This window comes from Corynebacterium sp. HMSC14B06, from assembly GCF_001807075.1.
GTDB lineage: Bacteria > Actinomycetota > Actinomycetes > Mycobacteriales > Mycobacteriaceae > Corynebacterium > Corynebacterium jeikeium_D.
In genome coordinates this window covers 160,303-179,342 of sequence record NZ_KV787380.1, presented here as the reverse complement: position 1 = coordinate 179,342, position 19,040 = coordinate 160,303, and the positions used below count along the sequence as shown (strand labels likewise).

Below are 19,040 nucleotides of genomic sequence, written 5' to 3'. Positions count from 1 at the left end.
CATGGTGGCCTAGTCTTGTTATTTCAGGCCGAGGATTGCCCTGGCCTGCGAGTCACGATCAACGCCACCACTTAAGCGGCCGACCGACTCAACAACCGGAAGACTCGGCTTCGCCGACTCCCCCAGCCGCTTGTCCACATACGCAGCGATAGCCGCCGCAGACTCCGCCATCGATTCGGCATCATCACCGGAAATCAACTCACCAGGAATACCGTGCTTAGCTGCGAGCTCTGCGCGTGCTGCGGCAAGAACACTTGCCTGCTTTTCCGCCTCCAATGCCGCAATCCGCTCCTGGGCTTTTTGCAGCTCACTCTTTCCAGCCTCTTCGGCTTCCTTAGCGCGCTCCGCCAGAGGGCGAAGCTCCTTGTTTTCCGTGCGATACTTAGCCGCCTCACGACGAACCTTTTCCAACGCGGACTTGTAATCCTCGATGGTCATTTCCTGCTTCTCTTCCGCGCCGCTAGTCTCGCGAGCAGGTTCAGCCTGCGCCGGAGCATCTGACGTGGAATCGGTGGTCTGCGCATCAGCAGCCGCTTCATTCGTAGACATAAATTTGTTTGCCCCTCCTGGGAGAAAAACACTTCGGGTACGCAAAAACCCCACAGAGCCCGCCAGGGGAATGTGGGGTCAATGCCGTGGCCATACAGGGAATTGCACCCTGCCCTACCCGACTAGGTGGCCTCTATTTTTGGGCATGAGAAAACCCCGAACCACCGCAGTGGAACGGGGCTAAGAAACCTACACGCGCTAGGCCCCCTCTGGGGCATACTCTCTCGGTTGTCCGCCGCCAAGCGGTCGGTACAGATATTCCCTTCTCGAACCCGGGTCGATTGATTCCAAATCATCCCAGTCGAGACGTAACTCCCAATCAGTCTCAGCGCATAACTGTGTGAACAGTTTTGCGAACCTACTAAGTGGGACTTCATCGAGTGCATCTGTCGAGATACTCGTAGATCCATCGTCTTGATGGGTGATATCCAACATTGAATGCCGATATTCTCCCATCGGCAGTGACTTTTCGGGGAGTACATGCCGGATGACGTTCTCTATCTCGCTCGGCGCCGTCGGCCCCGAAATTATTTCAATAGTCGGATAGATGCTCATCATGCTCACCTCTCCCAAAACAACGTAGTTTTATCACTAATAATCACGATTCTATCAAGTCTGTCGCCATAATCGCGTATTGCATTCTTGCTTGACGTGACAAGATCTTTTTCATCAATCCCTGATTTTCGAGCATCATAAATCAGCAAGGTTGACTGTTGGGAACCTCGTTTCGCATTTTTATGAATCCCGCGTTTTGAGGTGATTGTTTTAACATCGGCAGTCATGCCATCGACGATTAAGTCCGGAGTTTTCTTTTGCCCCTCCGGCAATGAGGGAATAGCGTCGTTCGCAATTCCAACCCTTTGAATCTTCACCGCGCCGTTGCCAGCCAACCATTCAATAACGCTCTGCTCATTTTCGTAAACTTGTTGCTCTCGCTTTGAGCGCTTGGTACCTGGCAACGTCGACACAGATTCAACAAGCGCATGCTTTTCCAAGTCAGGAATGGTCTTAACTCCTGGATGCATTCCTCGTTGATGTTGAGGTTTTTCATTTATCCTGATTGCTTCGAAAGGCACCCAGTCAGGGGTTCTATTCCTGTACCTCAGCAACGCCTCCTGGAACTGCCTCTCAGTAGGCGTGTCACCGAGCTTCTTGCCTGTCGCCTGCCACAGCTCATGGAGCTCACGGTTAATCCTCGGCAAGTCGGCATCGCTTTTGACTTCGACGCCAACACACCGACAATTATCGTGGTACCCGTTTGCCGACTGCACCGACGCTTTGGAGTAAGCCGCTCCTCGTGATGCCAGCATGAGACAGAAACTACATGCCCCAGGCTCTGGGACACGCGCATACCCTGTGCCAGCGGTTTCTACTGCCTTGGCAACTGTGTCATGAGCAGGTTGAGAAACCAGCCGATTAAGTACCCCAGCCAGTTTCTCCCGCGCCATCGGCACTAACTCCGGGGCGAACTCCTCACGATACTTCGCCGTCGCCCAGTTAAACCCAGCCCGCGCTTGCTCATACCCTGCCGGGTTAGCAACCTCCGGGAACTCCATATCGGACAGCGTGTCATCTAAAGAACGCTGCAAAAACAAATAGTCTGCCGCCAAGTACGCGGCTTGCTCTCCATATGTCGCTTGTATCGCATGGAACGCCTCACGCAGCGTATCCATTCGCACCGGCGGCGCCAACCCATCAGTGTTAGCCCACCAATCCGCTAAATCCTGCTGCGCCAGTATCCTCAGTTGGTCAAGCGCAAATGCGTACTCGTCCATCCCGGAAGGCATGTTTGCTCACCTCCGCTACAGGCCGCTGGAATCACTGCCACGTATAAACTCATCGATCCCAATTTCCGTTGCGACTGGCTGCTCAGAACCAGATAAAGCCTTGGCTTCATCCCCTACGGCACGCGAGGCGCCCGAAATCAGCGCCACACGATTCTCTAACCGCAGCTGCGCCACCTCGCGTTCCAACAGTCGCTGTTCCTCCGGGGTGAAACCGACACGATCCCAAATCACCCGAGAATTACCCGGCGCGATTCCTGCCTGCACGGCCTTGACCATCGCGTCCATCGTCGCACCAACCGTTGGTGTCGCCGGGTTGCCCCAGCGTGTACGCGACGCCTGAACGTCTGCGACACGTTCACCGTCACGCCCGGCGCGCACCAGGCGGGAAACCTGCGACCAAGAGCGGCCAAATGATTTTTGGCGGCGCTCCGCGCGCTTGACGAGGCGGGCTTCCATCGCACGGATAGCGTCGGCTGATGTTGCTTGGTCACCGCGTAAACCGAAGTAATGTGACGGCAGCCCGGCTTCTGCAGCAGCCAACTGCGCTAGTCCCTCGATTTGGTCGAGGAATGGTCCTGGTGGTTGTGGGTCGAATTCGCCGAGTTTTGGTTCGCGTTCATCGTCGCCGACTTCGCCGGTTGACCACACGCGCCCAGTGAGGATCTGCCACGGGTTTAGGGGCCGGCCGTCGGGGCCAACGAAATCATCAGTGCTCATGCCGATGGCGTAGCGCTGTGGCGCGGAGAAGAACTCACGGTTGACGTCCATCGAAATGAGGGTGCGCACTGCGGCGTCTGCGTAGCGGCGCAGCGGAGCAGTCACCTCAGATTTGCCGCCACGGTCGCCGATGCGGGCACGGTTGATAAACGGCACGATCTGTACTGCACCGAGGTTGTTGCGCTTGCGGTCGACAATCTCCCACGGGGAACCATGGCGTTGCCTGCGGGCCTTGACTACCTGGTCTGGTAGCCACAGGTCCACACCGACGATGTCGCCGTCTTTGACCTCGCGGGTTAGTGCCGCGTCGAACAGTCGGGTGCGCGGGTTAAGCATGCCTGTCGTGTTGTTTGCGTCGTGTCCACGGATCAGCTGTTCCGGTTCCCCCTCGCCGCCACCGGTTACTGAGACGAATCCGATGCCGTAGATCAGTGTGTCGAGGTGAACCTGCCCAGACTCCTCATCCAGCGCGTTCGCCTCAAACGCATCAACCAAATCATCATCGGCATAACCGAGGAAGTCCAGGCGTTCCTCAAGCACATCAACTGCTGTGCCAGCCCAACCGGACACGGTTTTCAGCATCCGGCCAATATGCTCCGGAGTCGAAATGCTCAACAGCTTCGCCGAGAACGAACCATCGTAGTAGGCAGCGTGCTCACGGTTCGCCGCCGAATGCGCCACAATCTGCGCCAGCATCGAATCCACCAGCGCCTTCTCCTCACGGGAGAAAACATCCGCTACCATACCGTCACCTTCCTTCTAGCCCTCACCGGTTTCACCGGGCGCTTCGCCCTCGTGTATGTCCGTCCTGTGCATGCCAGCGTCGCTGCCACCAATGGGGTAATGTCCGCGTCCGGGTTCGACCGGTTCCACGCCCACGCATCACCAAGCTTGCGTTTCCTCGCAGCCGCAGCAGCAAGGTTCAGAGACGGCTGATCCAAATGCCGGAAATCATGCGACATCACAGCGTCATACAACTGCGCCGTTGCCGCCGCCATAATGTTCGACCCGATGCGCGAGACTTTGACGCCCTCCGCCTCCAACGGGTCAATCAACGACCCAGCCGGCGACAACACATCGATGAGAACCGCGCGGGCTTCCTGCTTCTCCAGAATCGCCTTCAACCGCGGGATAACCCACTCAGGTGTGCCGCGGCGGTTTTCAATCACATCCGCCCACACATGACCATCAACAGTCATGCCGGCAGCCGCGATAGACGCAGAATCACGCGACGGAGCAATATCAATGGCTAACGCCACCGGCTCCCCATCATCAGACAAGTTCGGGTCAGCGCACGCCGTCCAGTCTTCAATCGGCAAGATTCGCGCACTACGTTCCTGCTCCCACATACCAAGACGCTCGCGACGAAAAGACGAATCCGCCATAGCTGCACGCTCCGCAGCGACAGTTTCGACACGCATACGCTTTCCAAGCGCCGGGTTCGCTTGGTACCACAGGTCGCGATCATCAGCGTCTATCTCGACATCGTCATCGGCGAGGACAGACCACTCTGCCCACCACAAAGTGTCATCTTCGTTAGAGTGCGCAGCATCATGCATTCGCCGGAACACTTCACCGTTAATGTCTGTCGGGTCCGGCGGCGTGCCCGTCATGATGATTTGAGGGTCTCCGGCTGGCCCCGATGCGATCGTAGGCAGCAAAGCCTCTAGCGCTTCGTCCCGAAGCTCTTGCGCCTCATCAAGAACCAGAGTATCCACCGTGAAGCCACGCCCCGACGACTTTGACCTAGCGATAAACTCACACGAGCCACCATTGGTGAGAATAATCTGCTCCTGGCCATTGACCTTACGGATATTCTTCACCAACTTCGCAAGCTCATCGTTCTCCTCGAAGAACGACGCCAAACGAATAAACGCCTTACGCGACGTTTTCACTTCGTGGCTTGTATGAATAATCCTCCGCCCGGACAAAACCATCTGCCCGAGCTCCAAAACCTCAAGGGCACCGTTCTTACCATTCTGGCGAGGAACAGACAGCCCGGCGCGCTTGGCGACGAGGCGCCCGTCTTTGTCTCTTGCTGTGATGCCGGTGATGATGCCTTCTTGCCATTCGTCTGGGATAAGGCCGCAGGCGCTGGCTAGGGCGATGTAGTCTTCGCCGTCGTAGATGTCGGCTACGGGGGTTTTCGGCTTGGCGAGGAAGCTTGGCATTTGGCTACCCAGCCTCGGGGCGCTGGGCACGGCGTGCAGTGAGTTCGTCAAGGAAGCTTCCTCCCTTCTGCGAATCGGTGTCTGCGTCTTCTACTCGGTCGAGGACATCAATGAGGCGCGCTGACAGCGGGGCGATTGTTTTCGGGTCGGTCGCCTGGTCGATTTCCATCGCAAGGCGTAGGAGCAGTTCGTCCAGTACGTCTTGCTTGCTGTTGCGACGTACCGCGGTGGTGATACGCCCAGCGCGAGGTATCTCTACGGGCGGTTGTGCCGTGGGGTTGGGCTTTCGGGGCTGTGGTTTTGGGTAGAGATCGGGGTGGCGTTGGCCGCGCTTTCTACATCGGCCTGAGCAGTAGAACCGTTGCCGCCCCGTCAGGGGTGTGGAGCAGACGATGCATGTAAGCCGCTGATTCATTGGCTGCTCCTTCGTTCTGTTTTTGTTAGGATGTCCCTACCTAGTCACACTTCATTTTCGCAGGTCAGGGGAGGTATCCAGGCAATGCAGTGCCCCTTTTGCTTCCGTGGTCGGGACAGGGTCCCCTCCCCAGGGGCTTCACATGCGCTACCAGTTTCTAACGTGCTTAGGCTTCACCTTTGCTGCCCGATGCCCTTTGGCTCCCTCTGCTTGGTTGCAGCACAGGTGCATCGGTTGGAGGGGGCCGAGGTTATGGCCGCCGGCGGCTACTGGGGTGATGTGGTCAGCCGTCGCGCTGAATGGATCTGGGAACTTCAGTGTCTTGTCGATAGGCAGACCGCAGCGGGCGCAGACGAGACCGTCGCCGGCTAGTAAGCGAGCTCTTTTTGCTCGGTAGTGAATGTTTCCAGTTCTGGACATTGGGAATCCCTTCCCGGCTGTGCCACTGGCAAGGAGAGCCGCATACAAGAAAATGCCCTCAAACCTAAGTCCGGTTTAAGAGCATGCGCTTCAGTCAAGCGTAGCTTAGCACACGGACTGTAAACCGCAGGTCACGAAGCTCTACCCTGTCGACCGCGTGTCGTCGCCACACTGATGCGCTGCGACTGCGCGCATGCAGTCTGCGATGTCGAAGAGTTCCACGCCTTCAGCGTTCAGCGTCGTTGGAATCTCGCCTTGCTTCGCCCACTTCCTCAACGACGTGTGACTGACACGCACACCCAGCACTGCGAGCGCGTCGGCAACCTGACGCGCAGAACCCTGCTGCGGAATCTCCCGCCGCGCTACCGGCTCAGGTGGACTCACTCTATCGCCCATCACCCGCCGATGATGCTCAACCTCGACGAGCATGCCATCAGCCCACGAACGCTCCGCGACATCATGCACACGATCATGAAGCCAACGAGCCACGTGCTCAAGGCGTCGGCTGGTTGGCGGCCGGCACTGCACCTCGTAGGCCAGCGCCTGCGCCCAGTCCCACAGACACAACTCCGCCGCGTGCTCCACATCCAGCAGGTACACCGGTAGCGGCGGGCGAGACCCCCGGGCACTCGGGGGACGGCCCCCATTGACCCCGGAGGCAGGCGGCGAGGGGACCATCATCTCAGCGAGGGCGGGGGCCATAGATTCAATCGCGGACAATGCACGACCAAGCTGCTCAACCTGGTCTGGCGACAACGGTGGCATAAGGCTCCAATCAACAAGCCACAACAAAAAGAACTAGAGAACCAACAAAGGTAAAGGGGGGGGTGGAAAGAAAGAGGGGGAGGGATATTTAAAAGCCCTCCCGCCCCGACCCGTCCCGACCCGACCCGTCCCGACCCGACCCGGTGCCAGCCCGACAACTACTCCCCTTGTCGAACGGTTTTTTCGTCGACGGGAAAGTTTTTGGGTACGACAAAGGCCGCGTCGTCAAAAGCGCGTAGGCTCTCTTGGACGCACCGCATGCTCGTTTGTTTTTCGCCCCTCCTATCGCGGGGCGTGTACTCGAAAACTAGTTGCGGCGGCGTCGGCGACGGCGACGTGCGAAAGGCTCCGCTCCTTTGGCGGGACCGGCATCGCGCACGTGCGATGCCTTACGGCCCTGCGGCGCACCGCCCGCATGGTGTGCGGGGAGTGCCGGAAGCGACTGGACAACATTGACTTGAATAGTCTCGGCTGGCTGCCGAGAACTCCCTTTGGCGGCTCTACCCTCAGACTCAACCTGGCCATGGGAATCAGTATTGGGGAACTGCGGCTTGCCGGGCTCCTGGCTTGGGCCCGCGGCCGGGGACGTAGCGCGTACCGTTTTTTCTTCCTGAGAAGGGGTCACTGCCCGACTGGCTGCCGGGTTGTCCTGGGCCTCAACCTCGTCCGCGATAAGCGGATTCGGGAGTCCCTCCTTCTTGCACCAGCGCGCAACGAATCCCTCCCAGCGGGAGAGCTTCTTACGCAGCTCCGGGCCATACATTGGAGACTCTGGTGGGTCGAGGAGCGGAAGTTCCTCCTCGGCGCGTTCGCCTAATTCATGCCGCAGCTGATTACAGCCACGGCATGCCGTCACATAATTGTCTGGGGTCGTCGGCGCATCGATGTCACGGTGGTCGTACTCACGGCCACGATCGGACTTCTTATCGCCCCAGACCACTTCATCACCGCAGTACCGGCACTGGTCTCCATCACGGAGCATGACCGGCACCTGCAACCCAGCACGGTTTTGATCGTTGCGGCGTTTCGTTGCCTTCGACTTCGCATCGGAGCGGATGACATGAACAAACGATTCACGCTCAACGAGCATGAATTGCCGCTCACCTTCAGACTCCACCTCGGTGATAATCCCGATAGTGATCAGATCCTGAAGTACAGGCTCCACCCGGCTAATGCCGATATGCCGGACGGCTGCACCATAGGTGATTTTGTAATCCGTCCACTGCTGCGCAGAATGCGTAAACAACGCTGACGCCGCGCCTTTGAGTTCACTGACCAGACGGTCATCGCCACGTTCGGCTGCCAGCTCATAGGCTCGCATCCACTCCGGGGCCTCGTTGAAAGTATCGCTGACCCTTACCCATGCCATGGTGCATCACTCCCGGACCGGGGCTGCCCAGCAGAAATATGGGAAGCGGTAACAATCATTCTTCGAACTCCAAATCAAAAACAGGCGCGGTAACAAAATGAACCAACACAATTGCTTACGGATCTCTACAACAAGGCACTGGTAGCGCCACGGCTAATCCTCGCTTTCCTCGTGATAACCGGCTCGGTCATCATCTTCATCAGACGGATAAGGCCACATGGTGTTCGCAGAAACAGTGCGGGACAGCACCCGGTACCGCACAGGCAAGCCATACGTGCGGGCCCGCAAACTGCACGCCTGGTGCACATCTTGTGCCTGTTCTGCGCTCATCCATGTCACCCCAGCGACGCGCAATGAATTCCATGTGTATCCGCCATCTGTTGACGCCACCACACAGAACTGCCTGACGGCCTTGTTATTGCTTACGCCGCTGTCACCCATCAAGAAACCTTCCCCGTTACTGCCGGCCGTTGCGCCCACTGACACGCAGACAGCAACTGCGCTGCCGTCCGACGAGCCTCGTCGACAGAAGCGAACACAATGTCCCCCAGGCGAACCCGGGGGCCACCACAGGCGGCCACACCCCGAGAAGCCTCAACATCGCCGAACTGTGCGATATCACGGTCGTAACGCCCAACACCCAATGAGTAGCAATGCTCAATGAACAGCTTGTCCGGCCGTACGAGCTGTACTTCCACCTCGCGGGCGTACTCGTTCGCGGTACTGACAGCGTCTTCCCACGAGCCACACCACGCGATGCCACCGGTATCGTCCTCGACAACCCACGGCAACAAACTGCTTCCCGTCTTCTTCACCTGGAGCGTCATGGCTACGCTACGCCTCCCAGCGGACGAGCGTTGACGACAATGCACTTGGCCGGTGCATCCTCCTGCAACTTGGCCGCTTCAGGCTCCCGGTGGTCTTGGTTCTGGTGTTCTGCGTCATTGTCAATCTTCTTGGTGGTCATCGCGTATCTCCTGTCCATCAATGGTTAATTGCCCTGGAATCTCAGTGCGGGTGGGGCGCTTGCGGGGGCCAAGGAATCGGTAGATCTGAATTTGGCGTCGCGTTTGCTGCTGCTCCCACCAACGCTGCGCAGCTGATTCATCTGACGTCATCTAGCTGCCGCTTTATGGTTTTTCGTCATCTCATTGAGCCGCTTGCGTTCACGCGCAGCACGCCGCTGTTGCATGCGTTGTTTCTCCCGCTCAGGCATGCCCGCTCGTCGTTTGCCATGAGCACCGGCGCATACATGCTGCTGGAACAGCAAATACCCCTGCGACCGTTTCCGCAGAGCTTCTTCCGCGCTAAGGAACACGGCAGCACCATGTACGATCTGCACGGTCCCATCTGGGTCAGACGATGCATCAAGGGCAAGCCGATGCCCCAATGGTGTGCACGCCCACCGGATAGGGAAACCGCAATACCTACAAACCCTTTGGGGTGGCATTTTTCCTCCTTATGTTTGACTGCTATCGGCTGCTTAGTGCTTTTCGCCGCGGTGGACTATCCGCAACACGTGGGCTTCGACCGTCATCTGGAAAATCAGCCATCGTCGGCGCATCATGCTGATTTCAGCCCCTCCATACGCTGCTTGACGACGGGAACTGCAGCCCACGCTTTCTGCGCCGACAGGCCATCTCTTTTTCGGCACCATGCAATCGCTTCCCGAAGGGTGGCTCCTAATGACGTGAAGTGCAGGAGATCTAGCGCGGTGGCTTCCGCATCGGAGAGCTCAAACTCAACCTGCGCCATCGCATTAACGTCAGCCATAGCGACGGCTGCAGTACCGGAGATGATTGCTTCCACTGTTTGACAGCCCACCTGGGCTGACTCAGCGATATGTTCTACTGACATTCCCAGTTCTATGAGCTCGAGAACATGCCCCCGAGCATCAAGCCGGCACACCTCATAATCGCCGGGCGGAACTTCCTCAATGCCCACCGCGGCCTTCAGAGCGTCTTGCAGCGAATTGCAGATCACGGCCGGCGGAATCCCTGCCATTGCTACCTGCCAGCGACCGTCTGAGATTCGGCGGGCGCACCGTGGCTTATCTTTCTGGTTCACCTTGCACCTCACTTGCGATGTGCTCGATGAACTCCTCAAGCTGGCGCATAACGCGCTTGTCATCCTTATTGAAAGTGACCAGGTTTTCCAAGGCCCCTCTGGTGATGAACTGCTGCCCATCCCCATGCCGGCCTAACCGCCGAGGCAGCGTTGCCGGAAACCTCAGACTACGAGGCATCTCTGACATCACATCACCGAACGACACCTCGAAATCGATCGTGGCCGGCTTCCTGCCGCCGCGGGGCACGGGGACTACTACGAGCACCCACCGATTCTTCGGTGAGCGAACCCTACGAAGCTGTTTCATGTCATGCCTCCGGCCAATACCGGGTCGCAGAGACGCCACTGTTGTTCTTTTTCATCTGGAGAACACGCTCAATGTTTTTGACAGACTTTGAAATAAAGACCGCCGTGCACAACCAGAAAATTGTTGTGATTGTCCAAATGATTGGCACAAAATTGAAATTGTCGTAGCCGGTAATGATGACCATTGCGAAAGAGGATGCGGCAAGAATCAGCGACATTGCCCATTGCAATTTGTTTCTGGTGTTGACGTGGTCCAGCAAATCGTAGGCGTCGCGCCACATTGAGCGGCTGAACTTCACGTTTGGATTACTCATTTATGCTGCTCCCCTTGGTGCTTCTGGAAGCCCTTCGCGCTCAATGCGATGAACCTCGGTGACATGGATGAGGTACGGGCGTCGTGATCCTGGTCGACGGCGAGGACCCACGTACTGCAGACGACCTGCGTTTAAGAGCGCGTAGATATAGTTCACGTGTACTCGGAAATGCTTGGCGACTTCCTTGGGTGTCCACATCACTTGGTCTTGCGTTGGCATGGTGACCTCGTTCCTTGCGGTATGCTTCATGGCAGTGTTCCTTTCAACACTTTCGGCCTGTCCCTGGTGCTAGCGGGGGCGGGCCCTTTTATTTGGTTTGTGAGGCGCGCAGCCAAACCGCCGTGCGAAAGGCCCACGGCATTGTGGCTGGCTTGCGGCGACCGATTCTCATATCGCCTACGCGCCAGTGCCCGGCAGAGGAATCGAACCTCTGAGTAACCATTCGGGCTGTTCTTATTTCGCCAATTTGCTGTAGTCCGACCAAGGGACTGCTCTGGCTGCCCATGGATGTGTAAGAGGCGCGCGACACCTATCTGCGAGCTCCAACACTTCGACAACGGTGCCGACTGCCCGGTAAGGAATCGACACTGATGTGTCGTTGTCCGTATTGGTGATTGTGATTTCGCTTTCGGTGGCGTCGATTCTCGTGCTCCCGATTGCTGCTGTTAATTCCATGTGTGCTCCCCTTTACTGCCCTGGTTTTGTTGATGCAGTTGGATTAGTGTCAGCCGTTACGATTTGTCTATGAGTGAAAACGAATTCCGGCGCCTCGTAGCTCGAGTAGAGCGAGCAGCTTCGCACCGCCACGAGCTGTGGAGTCTTGGTGCCGAACATCTGAAGGCGAATCCGATTGAGCGCCGGGTTGTAGGCGACGGTGATATCCGTTCCTTTCGCCTCCATGCGACCGCACCTGTGCCAACCGAGTTGTCCCTCGTCTTCGGAGAGTGGCTGTACCAACTTCGTGCCGCTCTCGATGGGCTGATGTACGAAATCGTTGTCCGAGAAACCAAGTTGGACCCTCCGCCAAATGCCGGCCGGATTTCCTACCCGTTGTGTAGATCTGCTGACGCTTTCGCTTCGTGCAATACCTATGGGGTTTCCGATAGGATTCGCCGAGCTATTGAACGCACGCAGCCCTATCACGCCACCGGAGGATTCAGCGGAAGTGCGCTGTGGTGGATTCATGAGCTCGCTCGAATTGACCGCCATCGACGTGGGCATTGCCTCGTGTGGCGCATTATCGAGCTGCAGGTCAATTCCAACAGCCCGGCCATCGACGCCTCGCGCTGTGGTGTATGCAATCAGTTCGAGGCTTTCATCCGGGGTGATGAGGAGTTGGAAGCCGCGTGGATCGCGCTCCGCCGCGGCATCGAACTCAACTCGAATGACGGAGTAGATATCACTTGGCGTCTCCAATTCGATGTAGCCGACTGGGTCCAGCGCATTCCCCGCAGCTACGGTGTTTGGAGCCTCGATGACCGAATGGCCAACGCAGAAATGTATCTCAGTAAGACCATCGAGTTGTTCGAGCAACTCTTCATCGTTGATGACGAGATACTGGCTTAGGCCACTGTCATGGAGTCTGGTCAACATTCGTTGACGCAGTTGGCCTCTAGCTTTGGCTAAATCCATGTACTTCATCGCCGCTTCCTCCTTTCGCTTATCGACGGTTTGCTCTGCCCAGCACCTTCCCCAGCACTGGGCAGCTATTCAGTTGGTTAAACTTCCTGCTCAGGGGACGCTTCCCCAGAGAGGAGGTGATTACGATGTCTCTGTCGCAAGAAGAGTTCGCGGAGGCCGTCGGTAGTACGGACAGTGAAAACATGGCGACTCTCACCGTTGGGCCTGTGACATTCACTGCACCGACTGCATTGGTGGAGTTCTATGTCGCCCTGATTAACGCGGCTCTTATTGATGACCCGGGGTTCAGATTCTTGGACCTGGGAACCGAGGGTGACGGGTACGCGACTGTTCTGGTCACCTCTGCGACGCCAGTCAGCGTCAGCTGGCCTGACGGTTATCGCCCGTTTGAGAAGCCGAATAAGTTGCTGGATTCGGTTGCCCATACTGACCTCCTTTAGGTCGGTTACCTCCAGCAGCTCCATGCTTTAAGCGCTGCTGGGGGCTCTCGCTTGTTGACGGTTGCTGCCCGGCGCCTTCCCCAGTGCCCGGCGCGGTTTTTCTTACGCGGTTTTTGGCTGCTGGATAAGCATCCCGTCCAATGGCCTGCCGGAGATGCTGCGCAACTTCACCAACGTGGCTACCGACGGAGAGCTGCGCCCGTGGCGCAAATTTCGCACTGCCGTACCGGTCATTCCGATTGCTGCAGCCAACTTCTCATCCGAGGTGTATCCACCCAGGCGACGGGCATCATCCAGGACTGACGGGTCTAGCAGGTAGCCCACTGTATTCCTCCTGTGTAATTCCATCTGCGCAATTCATTGCGCTTGCAACGCAATCATTGCACACCCTTGCCGAATAGCGCAAGCTATTCTTAGCAATTTAACGTTTCCCCAGGTAACAAGGTGTGCAACTATTGCGCACATACCTAATTGCAATTACCATGAGGGCATGACATTTCAACATTGGCTATCCACCGCCACCGAGGATTCAATAGCCGAGATTTCACGACGTACCGGCATCCCCCGGCGCACGCTCCAATACCAGCTAGCTAACGACAAGCCGAGTATCGAGAATTTGCTCAAGATTTCATCGACCTACGACGTGAACCCGATTGAGACGCTGTTGGACTTTGGAATCGTCAGTCGCGTGTGGGAGAAGGTGCCGAATATAACCGGTGCACTCCGGCTTGCATCGGATGAGCAGCTAACTGATGAGGTTTTGCGCAGACTTAAAGCAGGTTCACAGGCTTTTGATGAGCCTGTTGATGAGCTTGCAGAGCACCGTCCGAACACCCAGGTGGCGTCTTGTCGTCGTTTGGCTGTGACATTGGGTGAGCCTGCTCGCGTGTGGGACTTTTGCGGTGATGGTCGCTGGGTGATGATTCGAAGCCTGTATGCAGAGCCGGGACATGCTCCGTTTCCCGACAGGGCTGGCGGGCCAATGCCTAGCACGATGATTGAAGAGCGCTTTGGCGCACTGCAGGAGCTGCCGCTTGAAGTTGTGGCGCAAATCGAGCAGGAGTCCGTCGGCCGTCGGATTGGCTCAGCCGAGATTCTGAGCATATTCCACGACAGCACCAAGAACCCCACACGCGAGACAGCCGTTGGTGACTTGCGCACCATGCACGACGGCAAGCCACATGATGATGCGCTCAACGCTACGGTGTTCGAATTCCCCGGGCCTGAATCCGCCCCGGCTGATACACATCTGGACTACGTTGCCAAGCGCGGCACCCCAGAACCAGAGGAGGGCGATGACGATTACGGAGACGGAGCTTGAACAACTCGCCGAATCCATGGGAATCACCGTGGAAGACGACTACCGCAAGTCACTTCGCCCCGGCGATCTCGGCGGATACATCCACCACCGCCAGACGATCCTGCTCGACCCCACACTGGGCTCCATAAACAGGCGGTGCACCCTAGCCCACGAGTTGGCACACGCCATCAGGGGCGATACTCCAACCGGTAACCCGCATTTCGATGCCAGAGCAGAACGCGCAGCCGACCAATTAGCAGCCGAACTTCTCATTTCTCACGCCGAATACGCCACAGCGGAATCGATCTACGGGCCACACCCCGGGGCTATCGCCCGTGAACTCGGCGTCACGACCCACCTACTCGCCGTCTGGCGAGACACATACGAAAGACAGAAACAATGAAGTCGACATATAGCCTTTCTAAATTCCGGGGCTACACACCTGATCTCGTCGTCGGAACCTCGTACTACAAGAAGAACCACAGAGCATTAATCAGAAGCCTTCGGCTCAATGTCGAGGAATACCAACGAACAAAAATCGTGGTAGAGCTAATCCCAGAGCCAGACAATCCATACAGCCCGGCGCGCCAAGCTATTTCAGTTCGCTGGGACAATAAAGTTCTCGGTCACATCAAGGAATCAGAAGTAGGAAACTACCAACAGATCAAGCGTCTCGTCGCGAGTGGGTACACACCTGTCTGCAAAGCTACCTACATCGCATACGAACACGAGAAATGGGACGATTACGACTACCTCAACAGTGACTCATATAGACCCAAGAAGGAACTAGTTACCAACATCGAGCTCTACCTCGATGATTTCAATTACCTTGTTCCACTCAATGACCCACCGGTTGAAGGTTGGACATTACTTCCAATCGGCACCAGCCTGCAGGTCACCAAAGAAAATGAGCACTATGACCACCTACTCGATTACGTGCCCGAATCCGGTGAAGGCCTGCTGCTGGTGAGCCTTCACATCATCGAAGGCGGGGTTAAAACAAAGTTCGAGCAAGTTGAGGTTCGCCTCGATGGAGAACCCATCGGGGTTCTGACAAAACAATCGAGTGCTCGCTTTGTTGATGCTATTAAGCACTTCGATGCAATGGGGCTTACCACCGTTGTGTACGGGAAAATCAAGGGGTCATCATTGGCCGCAGAAGTTACGATTCACGCATTACGATCTAACGAATTATCTAACGATGACCTTGACCCGGAAATCAGCCCGCTTCGTAAACTTGTGCCATTTGAGGTAAACGCCCACAATTACGAAGTTCCTCCCGCCTACCCAGGCAAACGCACTCCCATCCAACGCGCACAGAAACGCCCGGAGGCAAAGAGTGGTGGCGCCCCGAACCCGACAGAGATCCTGCGGAAGAAAGACTCTCCAAAACCGGCTGCCCCAAAAACACCAGCTGACACACACGATGGTTCGCTACACGGACAGCCGACGTTTAGCGAAGCAAAGCCAGCTATACAGCCCTCAGAACAGAGTCACCCGCAATTCAATGAGGCACGTCAACGTGGATCGGAACAGCTAGCAAAGGTTCCGAAGATTATTCTCCAATTACTCGGTGGTCTACTTGGGGCGCTCGTCTGCCTATTCATCGTGGCATTGCTAATTGGGGCTTTTCTCGGAGAACCAGGAACTGACACACCCGCATGGCCGGGGTTTGTCATGCTCGCTGCAATTCTGTTCGGTGGATACGTTGGCGCAAAGTGGCTCGGAGCTTTTGCTGCAAAGAAAAAGAAGTAAAGGGGCGTCCCCCCCCTGAACGCCGGACAGACAAATGGGCTGCAACCAACCTCATCACCCTAGACGATGTACACGTTGCGGCGAATCTGCGCGCGCAGCTGAAAGAAGCGGCAAGACTGAGCTCAACATGCCGATGAACTGAGAGGAGCGTAAATATGGTCGACTACTTCCCCGATACTCCACACGTCTACCTCCCCGCCACAGACCAGAAGCACGCACCCAAACGGTGGATATTGACACAGGAGTGCACTGACGATCTCAAGGAGCTAAAGAAAACAAATATCGCCACCTGGCAAGAACTCATAGCTCTCATGAGCCGCTACGCACGTGAGGGCGCGCCCACTTCTGGTGAAGACGAAAACGGAAATCCCATTGCCTCCGAGTATGAGCTCGATGCGCCGGTAGGCGACCGATTCCGGCCAAAGATTAGCGGCCCTAGACCTTGGCTCGGAGAATTACGAATCGAAATGCACACGAAAGAAATCGGTGGCGGCAAGCACTATCGCCTGTACTTCGGTGACCTGTGTGATGTCGCCGAAGAAGCAGCGGCACAAATGCTTGCTATCTCAGGCGGAGAAAAATGGACGTCCAATAAAGGCGCTGACCAGACGAAAGTTACACAAAGACAAAACCACGACATAGAACAAGCCATGAAACGCATCATCCACTGGTGCAGCAAGAACTCTCGGACGTACCGGGAACTCGGGAATTAACACACAACGCCACATGTTGCGTTAAAATGCACATCGTATGTAGAGAAAGGGGAATAGCATGTTCTTGGACGATTTGATTACCCCAGAAGATCAGCTGGGCATCGACCTAGCCGATGCGGAAGTAGATCTCATCGAGCAACTCATCGCTATTCGCAAGCAGCGAGGCCTGTCACAAGCGCAGGTAGCCGAATCGATGGGCGTCGACAGGTCTGCTGTTACACGATTCGAGAAAGCAATCTTCGGAGCAAAGCGACCGAACATCACCACCGTTCGCCGCTACGCGACAGCAGTTAATGCCTACATCGCCCCAATCGTGACGCAGGCAGAGAACTACTCGCCGCTCCAGTCGGCTCTTCGACGCAACCTCAAGCGCCTGCAAGAAAAAGAAGCAGAGATAACTCGGGAGCGAAATAGCATCTCCTTCGAAGCTACTGGGCGCACTACTACCGCAGCTCAATCATGGAGCGACGGCACCCCTCAACGTAAATTCGAGCTACTCACCAAATAGGAGCAAACCACAATGGACATCAACGCTCTGGAAGAGTCTCTTAGTACAGTTCGGTACCGAACCGGCGAACTCAAGGCAACGCGCAAGGATGTCGACGAGCCCCTGACCCCACCAGAAGACCCCACCCCAATCAAATTCGACTTCAATTTCCGCATTGCCCAAAACACTGAACACATCAGCGTCGATATTAAACTTGGCGCAGACACTTTCTACGCAAATTACTACCTCGTCATGAGCGGGATTTGGAGCGCCGACGAAAAGTCGCCACTGCCTGAATCCATCGACGAGGAGGTACTCGGCAATGCTGTCCGCGACCTCTTCGCGCCTCGCATGCTCGCCGTAGCCACCGCGAAAATTAATGACCTCGCGAGGTTGATTGACTGCCCTACCCTCAACTTCGACTACAGCATTGACCGCACTATCAAAACTGCCAGTTTCGTTCGCAGCGAAAGATAAAACCTAGTTTTTGCACATCACGACAAATGAAGCGGGCGCTGTCTAACACCATTTTAGACAGCGCCCGCTTATGCAAAGCCCCATAATAAACAGCTCGACTTGTTTGAAATGGGATACATAAGGAGTCTACACCATGGCGTCAATCAGCCCGTATAAAACAAGGAAAGGTCGACGATGGGAAGTCTTCTACACACGACCCGACGGCGCGCGCGCTCATAAACGTGGATTCTGTACAAAAATAGAAGCCCAAGCCTGGGTCGAAGACGAAGGTGCTGCAGGCCGCGACGGAACATGGATAGACCCCAACCGGCAAAACACCACTATTGCTGTGCTTGCCAAACGATGGGACAGCACCTTAACCAGGCTCAAGCCCTCCGGCGCACGCTCCATCCGTAGCGCCCTCAACAACCACGTCCTACCCAAATGGGGACCACGTCCCGTCGGCAGCATCAAAAAATCAGAAATCCAAGAATGGATCTACACCTCAAAAATGACCCCAACAACCGCCCGGCGCGCTCATAACGTGTTGTCACAGATTTTGGATATGGCGGTTGATGATGAGTGTTTGCAGACTAATCCTGCGCGTGGGGTGCGTTTGCCGAGGAAGCCTAAGCCGGTGAAGGTGTATTTGACGATGGAGCAGGTGCGAACTTTGGCGGAGGAGTCGAGTCGGCCGGAGATTATTTGGTTGTTGGCGACCAGTGGGTTGCGGTGGTCGGAGTTGGCTGGGTTGCAGGTAGGGGATTTGGATTTGGACGGTCGGCGGGCGCATTTGCAGCGTGCTGCGGTGACGGTTGTGTCCAGGGTTGAAGTTGGAACATTGAAGACGCATGAGAACCGAAAGGTGGCTATTCCTCGGTTTGTGTGTAATATGCTTGCGCCGCTTATTGAGGGGCGTGATTCTGGTGATTGGGTGTGGGAGCGTGCTGACGGTGGGCCATTGAAGTTGCCGTCTACTGGTTCGTTTTTTCATTGTGCACTGGAGCGTGTGCAGGAGGCTGACTCGAGTTTTCCCCATGTGACTGTCCATGGATTGCGCCATGTGGCTGCTGGTCTTTTGGTGTCGTCGGGGGCGAATGTGAAAGTGGTGCAGCGCCAATTGGGTCATGCGTCGGCGGCGATGACGCTAGACCAGTACGCAGATTTGTTCGATGGGGACCTTGATGAGGTCGCTGATTCGATGGAGATGGTTTATTCGACTCTTGGTGAACTTGAATCAGTGCCCCAGAATGAAAGTGCACCAAAAATGCACCAAAAACTAGCTAACGATTCTAAACAGGCTGGTTAACCGTTTATTTCGGGTCGCCTTTTGTGCGTTCGAGTCTCACCGGGGGCACGATTTTAAAA

The 19,040-nt window shown here is 56.3% G+C and carries 23 protein-coding genes; 10 read left to right on the top strand and 13 right to left on the bottom strand.

Features of this window, described 5'->3' with window-relative positions; all coding sequences use genetic code 11:
- Window positions 1–18 precede the first annotated feature (18 nt).
- From HMPREF3130_RS06845 to HMPREF3130_RS11235, 5 genes are all read right to left on the bottom strand, one after another.
- Window positions 19–549: a DUF4355 domain-containing protein gene (locus tag HMPREF3130_RS06845; protein ID WP_070429611.1), complete on the bottom strand. Its 531-nt coding sequence runs from the start codon at window positions 547–549 to the stop codon at window positions 19–21.
- Between the two features lie 560 nt (window positions 550–1,109).
- The gene (locus tag HMPREF3130_RS06835; protein ID WP_070429609.1) at window positions 1,110–2,336 is read right to left on the bottom strand and encodes a VG15 protein; all 1,227 of its coding nucleotides are present in this window, start codon (window positions 2,334–2,336) and stop codon (window positions 1,110–1,112) included.
- Between the two features lie 15 nt (window positions 2,337–2,351).
- Window positions 2,352–3,797, bottom strand: a complete 1,446-nt coding sequence (locus tag HMPREF3130_RS06830; RefSeq protein ID WP_070429608.1) for a phage portal protein — start codon at window positions 3,795–3,797, stop codon at window positions 2,352–2,354.
- Window positions 3,791–5,224 carry a terminase TerL endonuclease subunit gene (locus tag HMPREF3130_RS06825; RefSeq protein ID WP_246815124.1) on the bottom strand — a complete coding sequence of 478 codons (1,434 nt, stop codon included), beginning with the start codon at window positions 5,222–5,224 and terminating at the stop codon, window positions 3,791–3,793. The genes HMPREF3130_RS06830 and HMPREF3130_RS06825 overlap by 7 nt, the downstream gene beginning before the upstream one ends.
- A 4-nt stretch (window positions 5,225–5,228) precedes the next feature.
- Entirely contained in the window at window positions 5,229–5,639 is a 411-nt protein-coding gene (locus HMPREF3130_RS11235) for a hypothetical protein (RefSeq protein WP_141737789.1), read from the bottom strand.
- 189 nt (window positions 5,640–5,828) lie between these two features.
- Between HMPREF3130_RS11235 and HMPREF3130_RS11515 the strand changes: the two genes are divergently transcribed.
- Window positions 5,829–6,011, top strand: a complete 183-nt coding sequence (locus tag HMPREF3130_RS11515) for a hypothetical protein (protein WP_246815123.1) — start codon at window positions 5,829–5,831, stop codon at window positions 6,009–6,011.
- A gap of 189 nt (window positions 6,012–6,200) precedes the next feature.
- Here the strand turns inward: HMPREF3130_RS11515 and HMPREF3130_RS06820 are convergent, their stop codons facing one another.
- The 7 genes from HMPREF3130_RS06820 to HMPREF3130_RS11225 form a co-directional block, all read right to left on the bottom strand.
- Window positions 6,201–6,824: a hypothetical protein gene (locus HMPREF3130_RS06820; protein ID WP_048731114.1), complete on the bottom strand. Its 624-nt coding sequence runs from the start codon at window positions 6,822–6,824 to the stop codon at window positions 6,201–6,203.
- A gap of 307 nt (window positions 6,825–7,131) precedes the next feature.
- The gene (locus tag HMPREF3130_RS06815; protein WP_070429606.1) at window positions 7,132–8,193 is read right to left on the bottom strand and encodes an HNH endonuclease; all 1,062 of its coding nucleotides are present in this window, start codon (window positions 8,191–8,193) and stop codon (window positions 7,132–7,134) included.
- Between the two features lie 440 nt (window positions 8,194–8,633).
- Complete coding sequence (locus HMPREF3130_RS06805) at window positions 8,634–9,020, bottom strand: hypothetical protein (RefSeq protein WP_070429604.1); 387 nt, start codon at window positions 9,018–9,020, stop codon at window positions 8,634–8,636.
- Window positions 9,021–9,022: 2 nt separating this feature from the next.
- A complete protein-coding gene (locus HMPREF3130_RS11360; protein WP_168157913.1) occupies window positions 9,023–9,160 on the bottom strand; it encodes a hypothetical protein in 138 nt (45 codons plus the stop codon).
- Between the two features lie 596 nt (window positions 9,161–9,756).
- Window positions 9,757–10,260, bottom strand: coding sequence for a hypothetical protein (locus HMPREF3130_RS06800; protein ID WP_141737788.1), 504 nt, complete (start codon window positions 10,258–10,260; stop codon window positions 9,757–9,759).
- A gap of 308 nt (window positions 10,261–10,568) precedes the next feature.
- Complete coding sequence (locus tag HMPREF3130_RS06790) at window positions 10,569–10,880, bottom strand: hypothetical protein (RefSeq protein ID WP_141737787.1); 312 nt, start codon at window positions 10,878–10,880, stop codon at window positions 10,569–10,571.
- A complete protein-coding gene (locus HMPREF3130_RS11225) occupies window positions 10,881–11,129 on the bottom strand; it encodes a helix-turn-helix domain-containing protein (protein WP_141698017.1) in 249 nt (82 codons plus the stop codon).
- 495 nt (window positions 11,130–11,624) lie between these two features.
- On the opposite strand from HMPREF3130_RS11225, the gene HMPREF3130_RS06785 reads away from it, so the two are divergent.
- Window positions 11,625–12,446, top strand: coding sequence for a hypothetical protein (locus tag HMPREF3130_RS06785; protein ID WP_070429601.1), 822 nt, complete (start codon window positions 11,625–11,627; stop codon window positions 12,444–12,446).
- A 200-nt stretch (window positions 12,447–12,646) separates the two neighbouring features.
- Window positions 12,647–12,961, top strand: coding sequence for a hypothetical protein (locus HMPREF3130_RS06780; RefSeq protein ID WP_070429600.1), 315 nt, complete (start codon window positions 12,647–12,649; stop codon window positions 12,959–12,961).
- Between the two features lie 102 nt (window positions 12,962–13,063).
- On the opposite strand, the gene HMPREF3130_RS06775 is transcribed toward HMPREF3130_RS06780, so the two are convergent.
- Complete coding sequence (locus HMPREF3130_RS06775) at window positions 13,064–13,285, bottom strand: helix-turn-helix domain-containing protein (protein WP_070429599.1); 222 nt, start codon at window positions 13,283–13,285, stop codon at window positions 13,064–13,066.
- 166 nt (window positions 13,286–13,451) lie between these two features.
- Here HMPREF3130_RS06775 and HMPREF3130_RS06770 point away from each other — a divergent pair, with 166 nt between their 5' ends.
- The 7 genes from HMPREF3130_RS06770 to HMPREF3130_RS06740 all read left to right on the top strand — a co-directional run bounded on the left by HMPREF3130_RS06770 (window position 13,452) and on the right by HMPREF3130_RS06740 (window position 18,981).
- Window positions 13,452–14,282 carry a helix-turn-helix domain-containing protein gene (locus HMPREF3130_RS06770; protein ID WP_070429598.1) on the top strand — a complete coding sequence of 277 codons (831 nt, stop codon included), beginning with the start codon at window positions 13,452–13,454 and terminating at the stop codon, window positions 14,280–14,282.
- Window positions 14,257–14,664 carry an ImmA/IrrE family metallo-endopeptidase gene (locus HMPREF3130_RS06765; protein WP_070429597.1) on the top strand — a complete coding sequence of 136 codons (408 nt, stop codon included), beginning with the start codon at window positions 14,257–14,259 and terminating at the stop codon, window positions 14,662–14,664. Before HMPREF3130_RS06770 ends, HMPREF3130_RS06765 begins: the two co-directional genes overlap by 26 nt.
- Window positions 14,661–16,016 (top strand): hypothetical protein, encoded by a 1,356-nt coding sequence (locus HMPREF3130_RS06760; protein WP_070429596.1) that lies wholly within the window; start codon window positions 14,661–14,663, stop codon window positions 16,014–16,016. The genes HMPREF3130_RS06765 and HMPREF3130_RS06760 overlap by 4 nt, the downstream gene beginning before the upstream one ends.
- 155 nt (window positions 16,017–16,171) lie before the next feature.
- Entirely contained in the window at window positions 16,172–16,729 is a 558-nt protein-coding gene (locus tag HMPREF3130_RS06755) for a hypothetical protein (protein WP_070429595.1), read from the top strand.
- A gap of 58 nt (window positions 16,730–16,787) precedes the next feature.
- A complete protein-coding gene (locus HMPREF3130_RS06750; protein WP_070429594.1) occupies window positions 16,788–17,237 on the top strand; it encodes a helix-turn-helix domain-containing protein in 450 nt (149 codons plus the stop codon).
- Between the two features lie 12 nt (window positions 17,238–17,249).
- The gene (locus HMPREF3130_RS06745) at window positions 17,250–17,693 is read left to right on the top strand and encodes a hypothetical protein (protein WP_070429593.1); all 444 of its coding nucleotides are present in this window, start codon (window positions 17,250–17,252) and stop codon (window positions 17,691–17,693) included.
- A 133-nt stretch (window positions 17,694–17,826) separates the two neighbouring features.
- Window positions 17,827–18,981 carry a tyrosine-type recombinase/integrase gene (locus HMPREF3130_RS06740; protein WP_070429592.1) on the top strand — a complete coding sequence of 385 codons (1,155 nt, stop codon included), beginning with the start codon at window positions 17,827–17,829 and terminating at the stop codon, window positions 18,979–18,981.
- Window positions 18,982–19,040: the final 59 nt, after the last annotated feature.